Source organism: Fibrobacter sp. (assembly GCA_024398965.1).
Lineage (GTDB): Bacteria > Fibrobacterota > Fibrobacteria > Fibrobacterales > Fibrobacteraceae > Fibrobacter.
On record JAKSIF010000003.1, the window covers coordinates 138,381 to 161,832 of the forward strand.

Here is a 23,452-nt window from a genome sequence, read left to right on the forward strand (position 1 = left end):
CTTGTTGAACCGGTGGTTGAGGCTGTGTTTGCCAGGTGCCGTTTTGACCTGTTTTTGTATGATTCTGCCGGGATGGAGTTTGATTTCTTTAATATCTTTTGTTATGAAAGTTTGCCTATGAAGAGGCCTGGGAACAGGGCGTATTCCGTAGGTATGATTGAGATTTTAAAATTAGGAGATTCTGTATGAATACGATTAAGAGAATTGGTTTGGTGAGTGCGGTGGCTTTTGCGCTGTTCGCCTTTAACGCTTGCGGCGATGATTCCAACTCCACCAGCGCATCCGGTGAAAACAGTGCACTAAGTTCCGCTGTTGAGGACGAAGAATCCTCCTCCAGCATCAACGGCGACTCTGCCTCTTCTGTCATTCCGGGTTCCTCATCAAGTGTCATCCTGAGCGATAGCGAAGGATCTAGCAGTAGCGTCAAGGGCAGTGCCCCAGCCGATGCGTCATCTTCTTCAGTCATTTCCGACCCCGATCGGGAATCTAGCAGTTCCTCGGAAAAATCCAGCAGCAGCTCGGCTAAGTCCAGTTCCTCGGTGAACTCCTCATCAAGTGTCAAATCTAGCAGCAGTTCTTCCGTGAAACAGTCGAGTTCTAGCGAGGATCAATCATCTAGTAGTGTGCAAAATCCTTGGGGAACATCTGCGGAATGGTATCCCTTTAGTTGTAATGCTCATGGGGGGTGCTTAGAATTTACAGATGACAGGAATGGCCGGACTTATAAATATTTGAAATTTGATGGTAAAAAATGTCTAAATTACAGTGAAACTGGCAAATGCATCTCTACTAAAGATACTTCAATTTTTGCAATGGTGGAAAACCTTAATGTCGGTGATATAGTCCGTGGATTCAAGGATCAAAAAGATGATTCTAAAATTGAACGCTATTGTTATGACAATGACACATTGAACTGCCATTATTATGGAGGGCTTTACCAGTGGGCTGAAATGATGCAGTTGCCCAGTGAATGCAATACCAAAAGCTGTGCTGATCAAATCGAGCCAAATCATCGGGGAATATGCCCTGACGGCTGGCACTTGTTAACATACGATGATTTCTTTATTGTTGTCAATAGTAATGGTAATCAAGATGGTGTAAAAGGAGTTCGTTCGACATTTGGCTTTGGAGGAAGCAATGACACCGGTTTTAGCCTTGTGGGTGCAGGGATGCGTATAACTCCGATGGGCGGTGGGGGTTTTAAAGAATTAAACCAAACTGCATATTGGTTTTATCCAACAGAGAATTCCTACAAAGATTATGCTACTGCAGATAATGGATCTATGGGAAAAAATGAAAAATATATGAATAAGAATGCCTTATATAAAGAGACCGGTGTGTCTGTCCGTTGTGTTAAGAATGAGAAATAAATTCTCTAATAAAATTGCAGTTAAAATTATCTAAAGGATTTTGCTATGTCCAAATCTAAAAAAAAGAATAACGAACACAACAACTACAAAATTGAACAACTCGAAATTAGAGAGATGATGAGTGCTGATGCGCCAATTGATTTTTCTGATGTTGAGGAAATTGATAATCGATTGGGTGTATTGTACTTTTCTCTAGAAAGTGACATAGAAAATTCTGTATCAAGTCAAACGAATGATGTTGGTTATCTGATTAAAGATGAAATCGGAAATACATTCACTAATATTTCAGATCTGTTGGGTGAAGTTTCTGCCGATATAAAAGCAAATGTCCAAAGTGCCTTTGCAAATGCAAAGGCGCAAGCAGTCGAAGAACTTGAAGATAATGAAAACTCCGTAAATGCATCAACGCTGTTAGGTTATCTCGAAGAAAGTTTGCCGCAGGGGTTCTCAACAACGGTTGTTGGTTCCAAGATAACTGTTGGGTATGATTTGGTTCAGTCTGTGACTATTGGTGAACTTGGGCTTAATCTTGATTATTTGGACAACATATCGTCTGGTGCAGAACTTGATATAAGCGCTCATGTTTCCTTTGACATTGATCTTAATGCTGATAATGACAATTCGGCGCTGGAGAATGGGGATGTCTTGATTGATTCAGTGTCAATTAGTAATATTTCTGCTAAAATTGATAATCTTGGTGTGAATGCTAAGTTTATGAATCTGGGTGTCTCTGAAATTGAGGACACTTCGGAGACTGAACCGGACTTTAAGATCGAACAAGTTTCTGGAAATTTGAGTAGCACATACGATTTGGAATTTGCCTTAACGACAGATGTTTTCTCGCTAGCAAATAATTCAAAATTGGGTATTTCAAAGGATAATCAAGGAAATATAAACGTTGATTTTCCTGATGTTTTAATGAATAATGATTTTACATTGGATGGGCTTGTTCAAGCAATTGATGTAAAAAGACTTCCCTTCTTGAAGGATTTCAAAATACCTTTTAATGGCGGTGATGTTGACTTTGCTGATGTTGGTGATGTCGTAAAAACCTTTAATGAATATTGGGCTCGTATATCGGTGGCTCTTAACGGAATTGTTGACGCTTCCGGCGAGATGAACTTCAATAAATTGCAAACATTCTTCGGAGTCCTCATTCAAGAGAATGAGTCTTATGCCAAGGCAATTTTGAATACCATCAAAGTGTATGAAAGTAGCTCGCCTGCAAATTTTGCATTTGCTTATGTTAATCCAGACTTGACCCTTTCAGAATCTTCAAATTTGACCGAAATAAGCCTAGGCGATGCAAATAATAAAAAAACACTGACCTTGGAATTCTCGCCCCTGTTCGGATTTTTTGCTGATAAAATAGATTTTAAATTGTTCTCGTTAAGCGGTTTTGATGTCAACGCAATCCTAAAAGTTGATGTAGAAGTTTGGCTCGATACCGATGGAAAACTAAAATTTGGCAATTTTGCCTTGAATAATTTTGAATTGAAAATAACAAAGAATGTAAATGTTTCTGATTTACAGTTGGGTTTGTTTGAAACTTCGTTGGATGGAACTCTAGAGTATGTAATATCTGCGGATAATACCGGATTAAAAGTTCCGACTCTTGAGTTGCATTGCACTAATGCATCGTTAAATTCTGGCTCTGTTAAAATTGCTGATGAACAGGATTGCAATTTTTCGTTCAACATGATTGAAAGTGTTTGGGAGTTCCCGGAGGAATTTAAGCAATATCTGGCTTTGTCCGCTGAAACTCTTGCAAATAATGTTGCCATATACCTGAATTCTTTACGAACATCGCTTCGAAATCTGATTGAGGACAAGGTAAATCTTGATTTTCTTGATGGATCTGCTGGAAGCTTGTTCGCTGATAGCATTGCAAAAATTGATGAAGTTTTATACGGAAAAGTTAATGACCAAAATATCGATAATAAGAAGGGACTTTTCAAGGTCGATAATGGCGCTCTGGTTGCAAATTTCAATAGTGTAGAGAACTTCGCTAGTGTGTTTAATACAGCATGGAATAAGGCCTTTGAAAAAGAAGGTTCCCAACACTGCCTGCTAAAATATGTTGATGCATGGGGAAACTCAAAAACAGTTGAAGAATTTGATTCTTTGAATGAAACGCAACAGCAGGCTTTCGCTTTTGATCATTATGTTCTAGAATTCACTCTTGGTTTTGATATCGCAAAGACGTTGGATTTGAATTTGGTTGATTCGCTTGGAAACAATTTCAAAAACGTCTCCACATACGGCGCTGTCACTGCTAGTGGCGACGCGGGGATAAAATTTTCTCTTGATGTAAATTTTAGCAGTAAGAAGATAAACGATGACGGACAGGCAACAAAGTTAGAAGATTTTTGGGGACTAAAAGATGATGAATTGCTGCCGTTAAACGAGGATTATTTTGAAGTAAGTGTAACGGATTTGATTTTCGGAATGGCTCAATTTGATGTCTTAGAAAATAATACGGTCATAGACACTGTTTCAATAAGTTCGACCGATAATATTGATGTGGCAAAATCGGTTGTAGACTGTATTTTGGAAGATAATCGAGTCGTTGTTACACGAAATAATGCGGCCTTTAACTTGGGTTCCTCCGTAAATCAACTGGCTTATGCAGAATTGGGGCTCGGCGGAAGTTCGCTTCAAACAACGGTAATTGCATATGTCAATGATGTAAAAAACTGGTCTAGCGATTTAACACTAAATTTTATTTCTAAAGATGGAACGGCAAATAAAAACTTAGTGATTTCATCTAGTGTCCTTAATGAGCTTGCTGACAAGAATATTATTACAGGTGTCAATGATGCAGAAACACTAAAGAACAGCCTTAATCAGTATTTCAACTTGCAATATAACGCCAAAAGTCAGGTTGATTTGGGCATGAAGGATTCGAACGGTGGCAATGCTGTTCTTACTGGGCGAACCATCATGAATACATTCGGTCTATATGTTGTGAGTGTCGTTAATAACGCATCTAGTAACGGTTATACGATTCGGTTTGGTTGTGATTCTTCGCGAATTCAAGGATACGGAAATGGCAAACTTGATAAATCAGCGCAATTTGACTTGAAAGACGGTTCGAATGTTGTCTATATGCGTGTTTCCAATGCATTGAAAAAGACAGGTGTTATCGGAAACAAAAATGGTTTGATGCTTGAAAGGTATACAATAGGAATAAGTGATCAATTACAGTCTGTACAGAAATATGTTGACCTGAGTTCTGTGACTGGAATACAACCTGATAATTTGTATGATGAATCGGAAATAGAAAGTGCTAAAAGTGCGTTGGGAACAACTCTGCTGAATCTGGGATTCGGTGGATATGTGGTTGAACAGTATGAATGTGAAATAAATGGTCAAAAGTCCTATTCGCTAGGAGTGTCGGCGGAAGAATATTCAACTTTTATTTACAAATGTGATGTTGATGATCAAAATCATTGCCAGATTAATTTAAAAAAATACAGAATTGAAAACGAAACTTTAGTCTTGGTCGAAACAAAAAAATTAGAATTAAAATATGATTTGTCTCAGGAATACACAACGGAAGAACAGAAAGAAATCGCTGAAGAGAGACTCTTAAATTTAGAAACTACTTTGAACAGTAGCTTTAATGATGCTTTTAAAGCGAAATTTGATGAAAATACATATAAAATAGAAATTGTTCCCAAACAGACGGAATTTTATCGTGCTGTAATGTCTAATAAATTCCTGGAGATCGCCGTTACACCTGTTGGAACCTCGGAATCAACTGTTCTTCGCCTGAATACGGAAAATTGCCGTGACTTGACTACTCTAGCTCATTCAATAATTTCGGCTGCTAAAAAGGCTAATATTGTTGGGTTTAATTCTGTTGCTGTACAAGGTGATAGTATAGTGTTTGGCGTAGCAAAAGGCACTTCTGTAACATTGTCAGATACATCAATAAATTTCATTGGTTCGGATGATTTTGAAATTAACGGTAAAATCTTTGATTTTGAAACACTCCGTAAGTCTGATAGTGGTAATGGTGTTGATTTTGTAGATAAGACATGGTCTTTAGATGATGTTGTTAGGCAAATTAATAATGCATTGAATGCAGATGGAGTTGTAGTTTCATTGGAATACTTTGATAGAAATGCCGATGGAACTGCAAAGGTTGATGAAAATGGAAATGTCTTTTATTGGGATCATTTAGAATTTCGATCTCAAAGCGATTTTGAAATCAAAAGCCTTGGTTCAAGTAAAATTTTAGATAAATTAGGCTTTACTGCAAAAAAGGCGACCGAATATGCGCGAAATGATTATCGCATTGTTGGTAGAACGTTGCTTGGTATTGATTGGTCTAAGTTGATTGACTTTACAACTAATGCTGAATTAAACGTTTTTGCAAATGCCCGACTAGATGTAGGACAAAATTTTATTGGTACTTGTATATCGGATGAAGATGAAAAGATTGTATTGGAATCTAGTGAAAATTTGAATTTTGTTGTTAATGCTCTTGTGAAAGCAGCAAATGAAAATTACTACAAAATTCTTGATGTGGAAAAGTTAGAAAGTGAGGATCCTAGTGATCCGCAAATGAAAATTGTTACAACTCGTGTGACGCTAAGTCAATTTGCTGAAGGGAACCGTGTAATTGAACAAAAACTTACTTCAGCCTATATAACATCAGATGTTAATGCTACTTCAACGAATCCAACCAATTATTTCTGCTATATGGGCGGCGCTGTTGCGACGGTTGGTTTTGTTGATGTTAATCTTGTGGCGGCTGGAGCAGTCGGCTTTAACGCAAGTTTTGATTTAAAAAAATTGGGTGATAATGAAAATGCAAACAATATTGAAAATGTAGTACAGAGCTATGAATTGAAAACACCTGGTGCATCTATTTTATCAGGCTCGAATGGGAAGAATACTTTTTCAATAGAGACTTTTGTTGACATTGGAGATTTGATAAGTGAGAATATTGGCTCAGCATCGATTGCTCTCGGTGAGGATGGAAAACTAACCGTTGATTCCAAGTTAGATGGTATTGTAGATAAAGCCATGGCTACTTTTGGTAGTTTTTCGGCAGAAGATTTGTTTGCCATTCTAGATAGTTTGGTTGAACGATTACGTGACATAGCAAAGAAATCTAATGTAAAAATTCCTGTAATCAACAAGTCGGTAAGTGATCTTGTGGATGTGTCAAATAACATGCGAGATGTTGTAAACAAGTTACGCACTGATAATGTGCTTAGTTTACAAGTTCTTAATGATCGACTGAATAAGTATTTGAAGGATTTTGGCTTGGTTGCCCACGATGGCGTTGGAGGTTTATTTGAGAATGCTAATCCGTTTGTTATAGAATTTGCAGATATGGTTGATTCTACAACAAATGAAAAGGTTTTGCTATTTTCGTTCAATATCAAAAAATCGTTTGAATCGGTTCATCAGTTTAGTTTTGGTGACGATAACAAGGGCATCAGTGGCAACACAGACTTGAATGTTGTTGGTGATTTCTGGTTCTCCATGAGAGGTAAGGCCGTCCTTGGTAAAGGTACTTTTGACCTTAATCTAGAAAATGCCATTGAATTTGGGGCGAATGTCGATATTGTCGGTGAAAAACTTTCGTTCAATCTTGGTTTTGATAATATTGCCGATGTAGATTTGCTGGCAAATTTGATTACCGTAGGTTCCAACAAGAGTGATTCTTATGTTTGTGCAAAAGCTTCTTTGCTGGGAAACTTGGGACAAAGCGGACTGTCACTAAAGACCTTCAAACCAGATAATGTTGAATTTAATTTTGCTGTGCCTGTTGCTATAATGGGTAAGTTGCCTATAAGTGTAAGTAATATACCTTTGGGTGATATACTGCTGGGAATTGGTAATGGAGATTCCTTGTCTGTTGATGCTAATATTAGAACTGCAAAGGCTAACTTAGATGGAATTCTTCTCAATTATGCAAATTATTGGAATAATAAAAAACAAGGAGATTCCTTAAATGATGTTGAAAAACCAGCAGGTTTGATTGAATTTGAAAGTCTTGATGTAAAAAAATTCTTTAAGTTGGTGACTGATTATGATTATTCGCAAACAAGTGGAAATATCATTGCTGATTTTTCCGCAGTCTATAATGGTATCGGTGAACTTATAAATGGCGATATTGGCTGGTTCGAAAAGATAAAACTCGCTATTACAGGTTTCAATAAATTGTTTGACACCCTCGAATCAAGCTTAAATAGTGGCATGACGAGTAGTGTCAAGAATGTGCCTGTTGTTGGTAATGCGTTGAGTGGGGGTGTCGATTTCTTGGGAAATCTTAAGAAAAAAGTCCTTGAACCCCTGTCAAATTTCCTTTATGAATCGACAGGCATGAATGCTGAAATGGTTGCGCAGAAATTAAACGAATTATTTGGAACCTACCTGCGCACCGTGAACGTTGATGGCAGAGAGTTAGATAATGATTGGATTTCTTCTACATCAACAGGTAATCAAACGTTCTATCGTGAAGGTAAAAATAATGGCAAGAGTTATGCAGAGTGGTATCTCAGTATCGGAGATACGTATTCGTTTGGCTCTGATATAGGGTTCGATTTGGGTTTTCCTGGATTAGGCTTGAAGTCTGATGCCGGTGTGAATTTGGAACTTGAATGGAGTTTGGATTTTGGATTTGGTGTTTCTGAAGAAGGGGGCTTTTATTTCATATTTAATGATGGAGCCGAAGTGCATGTCGAAGCAAATGTTGATATCAGTGGCGTAATAAATGGCTCTCTAGCGGGACTTGGGCTAGAGATGATTTTCCCTGAAATGGATGGTGAAGGGAAAGAAATTAAAGAAGTCAAACTTGAATTTGGCGTAGATTTGGATGGCGCAAGAAGTGGAAATACAAAGGCTTATTCGATGCCTACCAAGTTTGGTGATAGATTGATTGACTATTCGAAATTGACCTTCAATAAGATAGAATTTGATTATGATGCATCTGTTGATTTTACAGCCGAAATTACGGTTGGTATAGTCCGTGATTTGCAGAGTATAGGGGATGCTCCGAAATTTCCGAATTTGAATGGAAATTTTGATTTCCATTGGAATGCTACTAAGGGAGTTTCTGCTCTTAGTTTCAATGATTTCCAATTGGATATGGGAGCTTTTATTAGCGGAGTGCTTGGCCCCATTGTGTCGAAAATACAGAAGGTCGTTGAACCACTTGAACCGCTTATTGATTTTCTCACGACTCCATTCCCAGTTCTTGATGACCTTGGCTTTTCCTATACGCCGCTGAGTCTTGCTAAAGAATTTAGTAAAGGCAAGTTCGATGACCGTATGGTGTATGCAGTAAAAGATCTTATAGAGATTAGTAAAAAGATAAGCGCTTTTAATGGTACTGGTCTGAAAATTGATTTGGGTAGTATGGAATTGGTTGAAAAGAATAACATTCTTGGGTTGAATGATAATGCCAAATCGCTTCTTGACGGAACCCTCTCCGTTTCAAATTTTGATGTCACTTCGGGCTATGCTAACGTAAGTTCTAAATTGCAGGGCGAGGCATCTTCGACGCTCATGAGTGCAGGTCTTAATATGGGCGACAGTTCCTGGCACTTCATATGGGATAATCCGACAGACGTCTTTAAGCTGTTGTTGGGTCAGGATATCATGTTGGTAGAATATGATATGCCAAAGCTCTCCTTCAATTTTGACTGGAGTACATTTGTCCGCATCTATGGCCCATTAGGCGCTCGCCTTGGGCTTTCACTTAGCGCAGATATTGATTTAGGCTTTGGCTATGATACGCTTGGAATTCGTCAGTGGATAAATACGGATTGTAAAGACTATGGCTGTTTACTAAATGGATTCTATGTCAATGATCTTCACGATGGGGCTGATATTGATGAACTTTCATTCCATGGAGGTCTAACAGCTGCTGCAGAACTTAATGCTGGTATAAGTGCTGGTGTTGGAGGCGGTGTTGGCATCAATGTGGGCTTCAACTTGCATGACCCAAATAAAGATGGTAAAATCCGTTTAGGTGAAATGACGGAAATGTTCAAAGAAGACGGTTTGTTTGGCTTCTTTGATGTAAATGGCGCCATCACTGCAAAACTTTACGCATATGTAGATTTGCTGTTTTATACAAAGGAATGGAATATCACCGGTGATAAGACCTTGTTTGAGTTTAAGAACGAACGCAAGGATAAACCCGTGATGATTAGTAAATCCGGTAGTGATGTTGTTGCTAACATTGGTTCAAATGCGGCAAATCGTATTTCAACTAATGGTATAAACAAGACGTTGACTGATGATGATGAAATATTGTACTTGAAGGTTGATGGTTCAACTATTTCGGATGATTATGATCATTGTGAATCTACAACGAGTAAATTGATTGTCAATGCCGAAAAGGGAAATGATAAAATTATTCTAAAGTCAGAAAAACCTGCCGAATTTGATATCATAATCAACGGCGGTGATGGTGATGACATTATTGATTTGTCTGGCTTAAAGGTTGCTGCGGGTCATTATGTTTTGATCAATGGTGGTGCTGGTGTTGACCATATAACCGGTGCTCAGGGTTTGAACATTATTTTTGGTGATACGGGAACGGTCCGCGTTGATAAGGAAAAAGACGAAAGCGAAAAGGATGTTTATAGATTAGTAGCAGAAGCGAATGTAGATGCGGATAAGGCTGGCGGAGATGTTATTCTAGGCGGTTCCGGCCATGACATTATCTTTGGCGGTGCTGGTGATGATAAGATTGCCGGCGGTGATAGTACCGATTACATTTTCGGTGATGGCGGTTCTTGGTCAATACTGACAAATAAAAATGATGTTGTTGCCGCACTGCATGAAATATCTAATGGTCTTGTAAAAGATAATGTTCGTATTTCCCGTACGGATATCAGCCTAGATGGCGGTAAGGATACGCTCATTGGCGGAAATGGCGATGATGTTATTTACGGCGGTGGCGGTGATGACCATATTGATGGCAGTGCCGGTAATGATTTAATCTATGGCGAAAAGGGCCATGACCGCATTCTTGGTGGTTCGGATAACGATACCATCTTTGGTGGCGAAGGTATGGATATTGTCTTTGGTGACAGGATTACGGATGGCTCCAAAGATGTTGCAGCTCCCTTTGCCGTTGATACAACGAACAAGACTGCTGCTTTTAGTCAGGAATTTATTGATGCGCAGTTTGCAAAGGATAGTCCAGATAAATATAAAATCGCACAAGATGAATTTGAATTCAATATCGAAAAATTGAATGAGAATGGGTCTGTATCTACAATACATGTGGGCAATACGGATTCCTCTGAAGACAACGGTTCCGATATCATCTACGGCGATGAAGGCAATGACCTAATCTTCGGCGATGATGGTAGCGGTACTACTAATGGTGGCGCTGATAAGATTTATGGTGGCATAGGTAACGACATCATTGATGGTGATGGTGGTAACGATACCATCAGCGGTGGCATCGATAACGACTTGATTTATGGCGGTGCCGGTGATGACATCATTGACGGTGGTGCCGGTAACGATATGCTGTACGGCGATAATGGCGTCATAGACTATGACTCGACAGGAATTACACTTTCTGGAGAAACAGGAAATCAGCTAGGAAACGACAAAATCGTTTTCGGCGATAATCTTGGCTTGCATGGCGAATTATATGCCAATGCAAAGGTAAAACCCAATGCCAATGGGGGTAATGACAAAATAACTACTGGTCCGGGCATGGACTTCGTTGATGGTCAGGGCGGTAGTGACAAGATTACCGTTAAGTTGCTGGGCGACAGTACCACGAATTACACCAATGTGACTGATTCGGGGTTGGATGGTTCCGATACACTTGTTGTTGAAGGTACGGAAAGTATTGACCGCTTGCTGTTGCGTCAGAATGAAGAACAAAACTTGGGCTTTGTTGCGCTTCTGCCAATTACAGAAAATGATTTTGACTCTGAAATTAGCGAGACTGTAAAAAAGAATCTCAATTCCAACATTGAACGTGTGAACTACACCCAGGGAGTCGATGTCCTGAATGTTAACGCAAATGGCGGCGATGACCAGGTGTATATCGATGGAACCGCGAAAACGACCAATGTTGATGGCGGTGCAGGGGCTGATAAATTCTATGTTGGGCAACTCTACAATTCTGATAGAGTTCCTGGCACTTCGGCCAATATCCAACCTGTTGATAAATTTAATGCGGTAAAGACAAACGAAGCGTCATACCTAAGCGACGGAGTATCCTCCAAAACAAAGCTCAATATTGAAGGTGGCTCTGGTGCCGATGAATTTGTTGCTCTTAACAATGCGGGTTCATTGAGTATGTCTGGTGGTTGTGGCGACGACACCTTCAGTGTATACTCTTTCCGCAAGGAAGATGGGGTAACTCCGTTTGACCGTGGTGCAATGACCATTGATGGCGGAAAAGACACGGATACGCTGAATGTTCGTGGAACCGATGCCGAGGATGTATTCGTCGTGACTAAGGAGGGCATGCTGAGTGACCTTGTTGCCATCAAGGCTGCCGGTGTCGAAAGTACTCAGTTCGATGCCGCTGCCGGTGACGATATGTTCTATGTCGTGGGCAACAAGTCTACCGATGTGACAGAACTTAATGGCGGTAAGGGCAACGATACCTTTAGCATGGGCGGTCTCGACAAGGAATACACACTCCGAAGCGCCAATATTGACGGTCAGACCGTTGATGTCAAGTATGAATTCGTTGATGCAAATGGTGTAGTCGATACGAGCAAGGAATCCTTGACAGAAAGTTTTACTGTCGTTGATTCTGATAGTGCGCCTGCCGTTTTCATCGTTGAAAACAAGGGATCCCAAAGTCAGCCCGACTATGAAATAAGGGAATCCTATGATGTGTTTATATCAAGTGAAGGGAATGCGGCAATGGCCTCCTTCTTTGTCGGGTGTGCCGGGCTTCAGGACAACCAAACTCTTGATGTAACGATAAGTGCTCCTGTTCCATCAGCGGTGGACTCTAATCGTGGAGACCGGGGTTTCCTTGTTGGATATTGGAAAAATGAGAGTGCTTCCATTGTATGGGATGAGACCATAACGGTCCACCCGACGAACGATAGTCCAGTTGAAGTATTTGTAAAGGCCCTCGAAGATGGATTGACCGAAGAATGTGCTCGTAGGGCTATCTCGATTTCGAGTACATGGAACAGTGGTTCCTCCAAGACCGTCTTGACGAAATCAGTGACTTCTGTTGGAGTCACTTTCGCTGGTGAAAAAAGAACAGACGACGTTGTCGCAGGGAAACCGCTAGTCTTTACCGAAGAATTCATTATTGGCGCAAGCAATGAGTTCAAGGTGAATTCCATTTATGTGCGACCATCCGATTCTAGTGAGACGGCTGATATAAATCAGGAACTATCTTTCTATGTGGACGGAGTAAAGCAAAATTGGACAATAAATAATCAATATAAATTATCCGACAATGTGGTAACGATTAACTCGAATCTTTTACAAACAGAAAAAACACTTACAATATGTGTGCGTTCAAATGTTCTCCGTGTTGACGATTCCAAGGTTTATCTCGCATACGAAGACATGGTGATAAGCTCCGTTAAGGTTGGTAATAAATCTGTTGGAGGTTATACAGAAGGCTGTGATCGGTACTATGAACTCAACGGCAATGTCATTACGTTCTACAACAGCATTACAAGGCAACCGATGACAATCCATGATGCCGTGACCGTGAATGCAAATTTGCCAAATAGTTACGACTGGGAAATTGCAAAACAAACAACAGCAAATGCGACTAGTTTGTCGAATGACTTGCTGACAATTTCAGCGCACAATTCCGTATTGTCCGAATCTGGAAGGCGCGATTTTACTAGCACTTCATACAATGTTGAATACAATGGCCCGTTGTCTAATGGTCAGACGGTATATGTAAAAATTACTCCGGCCCGGCTGTTGGCAAATTCGGAAGCCCTTACGGAAAGTGATCGCCTGATTGTTTCATGCCCCGGCTTTACCTCCCTAGCCGATGGTTCTATTATTATAAGTTTTGATAGCGAGAATATTTGCCGTTCCATTACCGTAACTGCAGTTCCCGATAACGCTTTGGATGATTATGGAGTCACCAAAGTAGGGCCAAGAGAAGAAAGAATCAATGATATTGATGGTGCTGTATACGCGTACGGTTATGGCAAGAGCATGATGCTTGATACCGGTAACCCGGCCATGCTTAATTACAGGCATATTGTTGAGGGACAAGGCGGCATGCAACAGGCCTCGAACTTTAATGAACTGAACAACTTTGACGAAGGAATGTTGTTCAGTCTCCAGGTTGTCGATGGCGCTGCAATGTTAGACCTGTCTTCGTTATCAGAAGCGCAGGTAGCAGTCTTGAATGGTATTATAGGAACAGAATGGAATGACGACTTGTCTGATTCACAGATATTGTCCCTGTTCTACCACAAGACTTTCAAGTGGGTCAACCAGACGACAAAGAGTGTCGGAACAACTAAGGAGCCCGTTAATCAAATTGAGTCCACGGTTGCAGACAAGTGGTTTAGAATTGAGAATGCTTCTTACGATTCAAGTTCGCATATATTAACCCTTGTCTTGAACGAGCCTGTTGTTTTGCCTACTGGTGGTGTTAACTTTGCCCTGATTTCGGGTAATAGGGATTCTCTGTTTGTTGACGAGATGGCGTCTGTGGACCGCTTGTTTGTAAATAACCAGCAGGATAGTGTTGATGCCCGTGCATCGCTTACTGGGTTTGTGAATAACAATAGGAATGAAGCCGAAAAGAATGTTGATGCCTATGACTCGCATGCTGTTCGCTTTACCCATACGGAACTTGAAGCGTTCCCCGAAAAGCAACTTGCCGAAAATGATGATCCTTTGATGATGCAGAGCGGCATCACTGCGGCGCAGATGGAATATGCTGAATACAATCTGGGTAAGGGCAAGGATACTGTTGATATCAACAAGACGCTCTACCGTGAAGATGCTTACAGGACATACACGGTAGTGAATACGGGTAATGCAGCCAACGAAAACGCCGAATTTGGATTGCACCTTGGCGATGCGGGGATTGCCGCTGAAAATGCCGCTAACGGTGCTTCGTTCAATGATGGCGTTTACCATTACGGCTTGACGCCTATTGCAAACAATGGTGTTAATGTTGTTCGCGAAGAATCTGACACCGAAGTTTACTATGTCGAAGCGATAATCAAGAAACAAGATGTTCCCCCTGCTGAAGCCGATAATTTTGTTACCCAGCGTCGCGAGGTAAAGGGCTCGTTCTCGAACCAGGATGGTTTCGATATCGAATATGACTTTGTCCTTGCCGAAGGTGAATACATAGATGGTTTCCGATTCTATCAGGCGGAGTTCGATGACGACATCAAGGTGAATAGCTACCAGGCGGACCATACAAGAAACTTGATTTGTTCCGGGACAATTTCTTCACAGCCGCCTGTGCTGAACCTGGGTGCTGTTACATACAGCTATGCAATAGATTCGGATGATTCGAGTTTGTTCGTGTCTTGGAAGGAAAAGTTTGATTCGCTCAAGGCTACAGCCGACAACATCCACAAGGATGCGCCGAACGGCTACGAGTTCAATATGTTCGTGGATGCCACGCTGAGCGACGGCAGCGTTCAGCGCCGTGCCGTTTCTGAACTGACCAGTAGTTCGTTCTCGATTTCACGGGACTTTACCTTGACAGCGGGAATTTCGATTGTATCGCTCAAGTTCGCCTATGGCTATGAGGGTGACGGCCAGCTGGTCATCAACGCACAGTCGGGCCATGACCGTATTGACGCATCGAGTACAAATGTAACTCGCAACGACATGGTTGTTTTCGGTGGTCTCGGTGACGATACCATAAACATGAACTGTGGCGGCATAGCCTTCGGTGACCGTGGCCAGGTCCTTTATAATAATGGTCAGGTAAATGGCGTAGATGTTGGCGATACGGTGCTCGGCTCTACGGTTGGCGATATTGATGCAGAAAATCCAGTGTTCATTGACGACTATACCACTGGAATCGGCAAGACTCCGGGACGTACTGCCGATGAACAAGGCAATCCAGTACACCGTCTACAGACAGATGGCGTGAACCGCGATGCTTATCGCATTCAGTCGGTAGATGCCGAAAAAGGTGGCACCGACATGATTAAGGTCGGAGGCACGAATAGTGTCGTTGTCGGCGGTGCCAAGAACGATGTAATAGTCATCGGTGGCGACAAGAATGTTGCCCTTGGTGATAATGGACGTGTTACGTACAATAATGCTGAAAATGACGAGACTGTTTATGGAGATAAGCTTGGTCTTGGCATGCACCTTGTTGAAACGACTAACGACAACGTTGGTGGAGTCGATAACATTGTTATTGCAGGCGACAAGAACGTTGCCATGGGCGGTTTCGCCGGGGACTCTATCCGTATTACCGGTTCCGACAACGTTGCAATCGGCGACGGCGGTCGATATACCGTTACACCGGAACGTCTCTATGCAGAGAGCAAGAACGAAGGGGATGGTGGCCAGGACTACATCAGTACTGGAGACGGAAAGAACGCTATCATTGGTGGAACCGATAAGGACACAATCCGCACAGGTGCAGGCAACGACGCCATTGTAGGCGACGGTGGCAAGGTCATCATGGACCTTGAGCGCAATGCGTTGATGGTCACTAACGAGGGCTTCAACGTGGGCGAGGACCTGGGAACAGCCGGAGCCGATGACATCGACGCTGGTGACGGTGACAATGTCATCTTCGGAGGCCTTGGCAATGACAATATTCGTACCGGGAGAGGGAAGGATGTTGTGTTCGGCGACAATGGCTTTGCGACATTCAGGGGCAACGCCTCGGAAGCTCTGTCGCAAGTTCACGATACACTGGCTGTCCCCGAAATCCGCGACGAGGCTACCCTTTCGTTTAATTTCGTGGGTAACTCGCAGACGGGACTTTCGTCTGAAGCTGTCGCGGGTGCGCTGAATGCCTCTCATAACGATGATTTCCGTAGTGACCACTGGAACAACATCGGCGGACCCCTTTCCGGCACTTACGGCAACGACGACCGCGAAATCGTGCGTTTTGACGACGGCACTCGCGCAAGCGCCGTGAGCGTGAGCTACGGCGGTATCGAAAGGCACCGCACCACAGGTACCGACAACCGCATCAACCTGCAGGGCTACAGCCACAACTTCGCCAACTCCTCCACTGACGCAAATGCGGCCCTGATGAACAGCGGCCTCATGACCACGGCACCGAACTCCCAGAACGAGAACAAGCTGGAAGTTTCCGTTGACGGCCTTGCGCAGTACTTCACGCACTACAGCGTGATTGTGTATCTGGACTTGCCAGACTCCCACTCTGCGGACACAAGCAGCATCCGCAAAGTCAGCCTCTTCCTGGAAGACGAGATAAGCCCAGTCACGAGCTACTTCGTAAATGACGCTGCGAACCATAACTTCAACGGTTCCTATGACCGCGGCACGGCAACGTCTGCCGAATTGGCCACAAGCGCCAACTATGTCGTATTCGATGTCGCCGCGGGCACTTCCATCGACCGCTTCCGTGTGGTAATCGAGGAAGCCTTCCCGGGACAGTCACCCAACGGCAAGAATCTGCCGGGCATCGCAGCCATCCAGGTGAATGGTTCGCTCCACGCCCAGGATGTGGCTGCATCTTCCGACATCACCCACGGTGGCGACGACACAATCTCCACAGGCGGCGGTGACGATATCGTCGTTGGCGGCACGGGTGGCGACAAGATCACCACTTATGGCGATGAACGCTACGGCATTTACGACAACGACGTTGTTTTTGGCGACAATGCCAAGATGGTCTTTACAGACCGTGACAACTCCGGGGCTACGGCCTCCATGCTTTCCATGGCCGAGTCCCTGGATTCCCGCGATATCGAAGGCAATTACGCTGACCGCATAATCACTGGCAACGGTAACGATGTCGTGGTAGGTGGGCTGGGTGCCGACTACATCGATTCCGGAGCGACTGCCGATGCCGACTCCATGCTGGATGGAATCAAGGTCGTTTCCTTCAACTTTACCCGCGAGAACGCGACCGCAGTCGAGATGGTTGCTCCAGGCGAGTATATCCCAGTGCTGGATGATAACAATAGCCCCGTTTATGAGAATGGCGAACAGAAGTTCAACTTTATCCCGCACGAGACTGCTGGCGTCGTGGCAGACAACGACTGGACAAACCTTTACATAAAGAACAACCGCCTGCATATCGTTGGCGAAAACGAAAATAACTCCGACACCCCGGTAAAGCACGATGGCGTCGGGATTTCGCTTGTTGCCTATGACACGGCCGTTGGCAATGGAACGCAAAATTCAAGCCTTATGCTGAAGGATGACGCCCAGCTGGACGGCGACACGTCAAACTCCAGGCTGTTCAACGCCTACTATGCCGCCCAGCAGCAACAGGAAATCAAGCTCACGCTTACGGGCCTTGACACGTTCCGTACGGGGAGTGAACTCGGTGCGAGTGCGGCTTGCGATGTGTATGTTTACCTTGGTGGCGACCAGCAAGGGGTTGACTCGTACAACTACCTGTTCGATGTTTGTGGTCGCCAGCCCGGAGGCAACGCGCTCGACCAGCATTACTACCTGAACGACTGGACTGGCAATCATTTCGACGGCGACTATCGCCAGGTTACATGCTCCGTATCGCCTACTAAGGAAGATCTGCTTTCGCAGGTCGCTCCCGACATGAGCCTGATCGGAAACTACGTGGTGTTCCGTAACGTGACTTCTGCGACTTTCGAAGTCCGAATCCGCAATTTGTTCACCGATACGAACCAGTGGCCGCTGAACCTTCCCGTGATAACGGCCGTGCAGGTCGTTGCCGTGGCGGACCGTAAAGATGATATTGCCATTGGTGGTGACCACGACAAGGATCTTGTCTTCGGTGACGACGCCCGCGTAACTTTCGATATTGACCTCCCGTTCGCCCGCAACGAGAACCAGGCCGATTACGCCAACCGAGCCGTCGAGGCGCAGAGCATCCATATCGACGGCAACGCCGTGGAAATTCCGCTTGATCGCGACGGGAAGCCTGTCGAAATGGGAGACACGATCCTGACCGGCAGGGACCGCGACGTGATTGTCGGCGGCGACTTCGGCGATACGATTACCATGGGCGACGGGGACGATGTGGCCCTTGGCGACAATGCCTCGTTGATCCTCGAACACAACAACCCCGTGGGCGTGTTCGCTCCCAGCGTGGAAATCATGCTGGAGCAGCACTCCGTCAATACTTCCAACGGCGAGGTGTTCCTTGGTAATGACAACACCCAGGCAAGCCAGATTCAGTCCAAGTTCGAGAATGGTGGCGTTCCGGGCGTGAGCCTTGTAGCTTCGACAAACGGTGGTACAGACACTTTCACCGATGTGACAGGCAAGGACTGGACCCTGCAACAGGAAACTTCGTCAACAACTGAATCGGGGACAGGTGGCTCAACAACCGATTCGGGAACGGGTGGCTCAACAACCGATTCGGGAACGGGTGGCTCAACAACCGATTCGGGAACGGGTGGCTCAACAACAGATTCAGGGACGGGCGACTCAACAACTGATTCAGGAACGGAGGATGATACCACTTCCGACATTACGGTTGATCTGTTCTATATCGAAGAACCTCTTCAAATTCAGGCAGGAACAAAACTTCACATTGTATGCACAGGGATTGTTCCAAATCCGTGGTGGCGTCCCTATGTCGTTATATTCCCTGCAGGTTCCTCCCTGCCACAACTCCGCTATCTTACGGAAGACGGCACCCCAGGCGAAATCATTCAACCCGAAAACAACGAATATCGTATTCTGATACCGGAAGTCTCCAACGGTGAAGTATCTCCTGTAATTCACGTTGTTAGTGATGGGAATGGTTTGATTAATGCTACTATGGGTTAGTTTTTGTTAATTTTGGAGTATAAATGCTGAATTCTCTTGATACAGAAAATGTCGGACCAATTGCAAGACTATCCGTCGGCTTCTCCAAGCGCTTGAATGTTTTGACCGGGGATAACGGCCTTGGCAAGACTTTCTTCCTGGACACGGTCTGGTATGCCATGACTCGCAAATGGCCTGCAGAAATAAACCAGAATCTGTTTTCTGGACTTATCGGCAGACCGCAAAATCCCACCTTTGAATCCTCAATTCGCTTTGCTTTGACAACCGAATCGGGGAATGTCGTGAAATACACGGCTAGTTTTGACCGTGAGGAACAGGGGTGGATAGGGCAGGTTGGCAGGCCTTACAACGCGGGGCTTGTCATTTACGCCTTGGCTGATGGAAGCTTTTGTGTGTGGGATCCTGCTAGGAACTACTGGAAAAAGGGAGCCTCTGCAGATATCCAAGAACGCAGACCTGCATTTGTCTTTTCCTCCCGTGAAATCTGGTACGGACAAAAAGATGGTGACAAGTCCATCTGCAATGGGCTGCTTGCAGATATTCTCAAGTGGCAGAACCAGAAAGGGATGGAACTTGAAATTCTCGAAAAATTGCTTGAGAGTATGTCTCCGCCTGATTTCAAACTGAGACTATCTGCACCAACGCGACTTTCTGTTGATGATGTTCGTGACATTCCTACGGTTTCAATGCCGTATGGCGATGTTCCTGTACTTCATGCTTCTGCCGGTATCCGTCGCATTCTTGCTTTAGCCTATTGCCTTGCATGGGCTTACAGTGAGCATCGCAAGGCCAGTGAACTTAGAGGCGTAACGACTACTTCGCAGGTGACATTCCTTATGGACGAGGTGGAGGCACACCTGCATCCACGCTGGCAAAAGAAGGTTCTCAACTCCATTCTTGGAGCCATTGAGAATATGTATGGTTCTGGAGCCGAAGTGCAGGTTATCGCATCGACGCATTCTCCACTGGTCATGACTGCCCTTGAGGATGTTTTTGATTCTTCCCGCGACAAGTGGTTCGATTTGGATTCTATTGAAGGCGGAGTCATTGAATTTTCAGAACGTCCATTTGTTAAAAAGGGCGCTTCAGACTCTTGGCTTACCAGCGAGGCGTTTGACTTGGAATCTTCCCGTTCACCTGAATCAGAAGCCCTGTTGAAAGAAATGAACAATGCTTTGCGCGAAGATTCCGGTTGTTCTCCAGAATACGTCCGTGAACTTTACGTTAAACTGTCGGCACGTCTTTCTCCCTTGGATGATGACCTGTTCGTTATTCGGAGAATCTGCAAGAAGAAGGGCTTTATAGAATGATTCCTGTGAAGTTGCAGATTGAACCTGCCGATTTTGATACGACTGTGCGTAAACCGGGCAATGCCTGGCTTCTATCGAATCCAGGGGTAAAGCCCAGCAGGTACAAAAATTTCTGGAAATACTGCCTGAAAGATCTTGCCAGTCTGTATGGACATTTTTGTGCCTATCTCGCCATCTACATAGAACCCGCGACTGGTGCAGAATCGGTGGACCATTTCGTTCCCAAGTCCGACCCCGTAAACGGTGCAAAATTGGCCTATGAATGGAACAACTACCGCCTTTGCTGCCTTGGCGAAAACCGTAAAAAGCGAACCTCGATTCCCCCGCTGGACCCTTGCGACCCGAACATGAAACCGGATTCGTTCTTCATCAATTTTGGAGATGGTTCGATTTACCCGAACCCGGCTTTCGACGTTGCCTACAGAAAAAAGTGTCAAGACACGATCGATGCCCTGAAGCTTGACGGAAGCGACTGTAGGGAAATGCGTAAAAGATGCTTTGAAAAATATGCTCGTGGTATAGTTTCTATTGCAGACTTGAAGGAAGACGCACCGTTCATCTATCAGGAAGTTGTACGCCAGGGCCTTTAGACTGCTATTCCTATTCCGCGGTCAAGTCCTCTCTTAAAACGAGTTTGCCGCCAGTCCAAGATTCCAGCCCATTCTGGAGCAGCAGCTTGCCAGTGGCCCGTTGCAGCCTTACGTCGATGATCCGCAATGCCCTCATATTTTCGAGCTGCCTGCGTTCCGCCTCGCGAAGGTCTTCTTCCATCTCGAAAATTTCGCGATAGTTGCTCTTGCCCAGGGCTAGCTTCTTGAATTCCTCTTCCAGTTCCTTCTTGTGGTATTCCACGGCGATCTGGCCGTAACGCCACTGTTCGCGGATTTCCTTTGCCCTGTTCTGCAAAATGCGGTATTCCTCGAATATCTGAGCCTGCAACAGGGTGAGCCTTGAACGTGCCGCCCTAACGCTGTATTTCTGTGCCGAAATTCTATGGCGTTCGGCAACTCCACCAAACAGGGGAACGTTGATTTCAATTCCGCCCGCAAGTACTGTCTGTCGCTTTTCCTCGGTCTTGAAGTTCCTCACGGCTTCCCGTGCGTTCTTGTTCCTGCTTCTTATGCCATAATTGCCCACAAGGTCAACGGTCGGAAGCCAGTCAGCCTTTCGTGCAGAAAGTTCCGATTCTCGGAGCATGAGTTCCGCTCCCTGTGAAAGGTATGCCGGGTGCATGAGCGACATGGAATCAAGGAATGTCACGGAATCCTGTTCCGTGGCCGGTTCAGGCTCCATCCCGGGCGCCATAGCGATAGGGCGTGTGTCGTGCATGTATTCTCCGGAAGAAAGAACAAGCAACAACGCGAGCCTTGCGCTTCGCAACTTGTCAAGGGCGTCGAGCCTTGCGGACTCCCTGTCGGAGTATTCTGCCTCAGCCTTGCTGTAGTCCATGGCTGAAAGCAATCCCAGCTGCAATCTTTTTCCGGCATCTTCCAGAATGTCGCGAGCGACCTTCGCAGATTCCGTGGCCGAAGCCAAAAAACGGTCCGCGTAGTAATAGTTCCAGTAGGCATCACAGAATTTTTCAAGAATTTCATTCAACGCATCACGGAACTTCTGGTATGCGATTTCCTTCCGCAACCTTCCTTGTTCCAGTTCGTTCATCGGCGACAAAAATAAAGGGCCGTCCTTGAGCAAGTGCTGGCGTAATTCCCCGCCAAAGTAAAGCTCCGACGTGTAGTCGCTGTGTGTATATGCGGCCTGGTTAAAGCCCACGTTGTACTCGGTGCCTGTAGGGAGTGCCCCCTGTACACCGATCTTGTATTCTTCCTTTGTTTCCGTGAATAGTGCACCTGGTCTTTCTGCGGTTTCCTTGAAGGCTCGACCGACAAGTCTTGGCTCGAACTTGCCCAGGGCGCTGGATGCCGACTCCGATTCCGACAGCCAGGCAAACTTGGCTTCGTTTACGTCGGCATTGTTTGCAAGCGCCGTCTGCAGCGCCGTCTCAAAATCAAGGAACAGCGAGTCACCCTCGGCAAAGGCGAATGCCGTGGCGAGCAAAATGACGGTGTATATCGCGCGGAATTTCATTTCAGGATGACTTTCCCCGTGACACCTGGTTCGATTGCCTTGTCAGCATTGTCAAAGACGATCTTTATGGTGCGAAGCATGCTGGCCTTGTCAACCACAGGCGAGACGAACTCGATTTTACCCTTCTTGCTTCTGCTCTGCTTGCGACCGTCCAGGGTAAGGCTCACCTTCTGTCCGACTTTCAGCTTGCCAGCCTTGTCTGCGATTATGTAGGCGACCATGCGGCAGGTGCGTACATCCGCGATTTCCAGGATTGGCTCCAGCGCCTCGACGCTTTCGCCGTTGTTCTTGGAGATCGTTGCCACCTCGCCGTCAAATGGGGCTATAAGGAACCTTTTAGACAGCTCTACCTTGGCCAGGTCATGTTCCAGTTTCGCACGTTCCTTATCGTTTGCTGCGGCGGAGTATTCGGCTGAGGCCACGTCGTAGTTCATCTGCTTTTCCCAGACCTGTTCAGCGCTCACGGAGTTGCTGTTCTCAAAGAGGTTCTTGGTTGCATCAAGGTCCTTCTTGTAAGTCTCCAGCTTTGCCTTTGCCGAATGCAGAGCCGAGGAGTCCTTCTCTGCCATCGCCGTAATGCGAACCCGCAGCTGCTCCTCGTTGTTCTCCAGGCTTATCAGCGTATCGCCCTTGTGCACAAAGGAACCTTCCTTCACCCAGATGCGTTCAATCTTGCCCGATACGGTGAAGCCGATGCGAGCCTGGTTTATGGGTTCTGTAATGCCATCGAAAGTACCCTGGGCAAATGCTCCCATGGCAAGCCCAAGGATCAATACGAATTTCCTGACCATA

At 44.9% G+C, this 23,452-nt stretch carries 6 protein-coding genes; 4 read left to right on the top strand and 2 right to left on the bottom strand.

All coding sequences use genetic code 11. The features are described from left to right. Positions 1 to 185 precede the first annotated feature (185 nt). The 4 genes from MJZ26_02535 to MJZ26_02550 are packed head-to-tail and all read left to right on the top strand — an operon-like array spanning position 186 to position 21,162. Positions 186 to 1,370 (top strand): hypothetical protein, encoded by a 1,185-nt coding sequence (locus MJZ26_02535; protein ID MCQ2104646.1) that lies wholly within the window; start codon positions 186 to 188, stop codon positions 1,368 to 1,370. A 45-nt stretch (positions 1,371 to 1,415) separates the two neighbouring features. Continuing rightward, positions 1,416 to 19,262: a hypothetical protein gene (locus MJZ26_02540; protein MCQ2104647.1), complete on the top strand. Its 17,847-nt coding sequence runs from the start codon at positions 1,416 to 1,418 to the stop codon at positions 19,260 to 19,262. A 23-nt stretch (positions 19,263 to 19,285) separates the two neighbouring features. Continuing rightward, positions 19,286 to 20,572: an ATP-binding protein gene (locus tag MJZ26_02545; protein ID MCQ2104648.1), complete on the top strand. Its 1,287-nt coding sequence runs from the start codon at positions 19,286 to 19,288 to the stop codon at positions 20,570 to 20,572. Further along, positions 20,569 to 21,162, top strand: coding sequence for a hypothetical protein (locus MJZ26_02550; protein ID MCQ2104649.1), 594 nt, complete (start codon positions 20,569 to 20,571; stop codon positions 21,160 to 21,162). Before MJZ26_02545 ends, MJZ26_02550 begins: the two co-directional genes overlap by 4 nt. A 10-nt stretch (positions 21,163 to 21,172) precedes the next feature. Here MJZ26_02550 and MJZ26_02555 read toward each other — a convergent pair whose 3' ends face one another. Together MJZ26_02555 and MJZ26_02560 are read right to left on the bottom strand one after the other, a co-directional pair. Next, positions 21,173 to 22,660: a TolC family protein gene (locus tag MJZ26_02555; GenBank protein MCQ2104650.1), complete on the bottom strand. Its 1,488-nt coding sequence runs from the start codon at positions 22,658 to 22,660 to the stop codon at positions 21,173 to 21,175. After that, positions 22,657 to 23,451 carry an efflux RND transporter periplasmic adaptor subunit gene (locus tag MJZ26_02560; protein MCQ2104651.1) on the bottom strand — a complete coding sequence of 265 codons (795 nt, stop codon included), beginning with the start codon at positions 23,449 to 23,451 and terminating at the stop codon, positions 22,657 to 22,659. The genes MJZ26_02555 and MJZ26_02560 overlap by 4 nt, the downstream gene beginning before the upstream one ends. Position 23,452 lies beyond the last annotated feature (1 nt).

Excerpts from the sequence above, each read along its gene's own strand:
- MJZ26_02535 (MCQ2104646.1), top strand. The coding sequence starts at position 186 with ATGAATACGATTAAGAGAATTGGTTTGGTGAGTGCGGTGGCTTTTGCG.
- MJZ26_02540 (MCQ2104647.1), top strand. The coding sequence starts at position 1,416 with ATGTCCAAATCTAAAAAAAAGAATAACGAACACAACAACTACAAAATT.
- MJZ26_02545 (MCQ2104648.1), top strand. The coding sequence starts at position 19,286 with ATGCTGAATTCTCTTGATACAGAAAATGTCGGACCAATTGCAAGACTA.
- MJZ26_02550 (MCQ2104649.1), top strand. The coding sequence starts at position 20,569 with ATGATTCCTGTGAAGTTGCAGATTGAACCTGCCGATTTTGATACGACT.
- MJZ26_02555 (MCQ2104650.1), bottom strand. The coding sequence starts at position 22,660 with ATGAAATTCCGCGCGATATACACCGTCATTTTGCTCGCCACGGCATTC.
- MJZ26_02560 (MCQ2104651.1), bottom strand. The coding sequence starts at position 23,451 with ATGGTCAGGAAATTCGTATTGATCCTTGGGCTTGCCATGGGAGCATTT.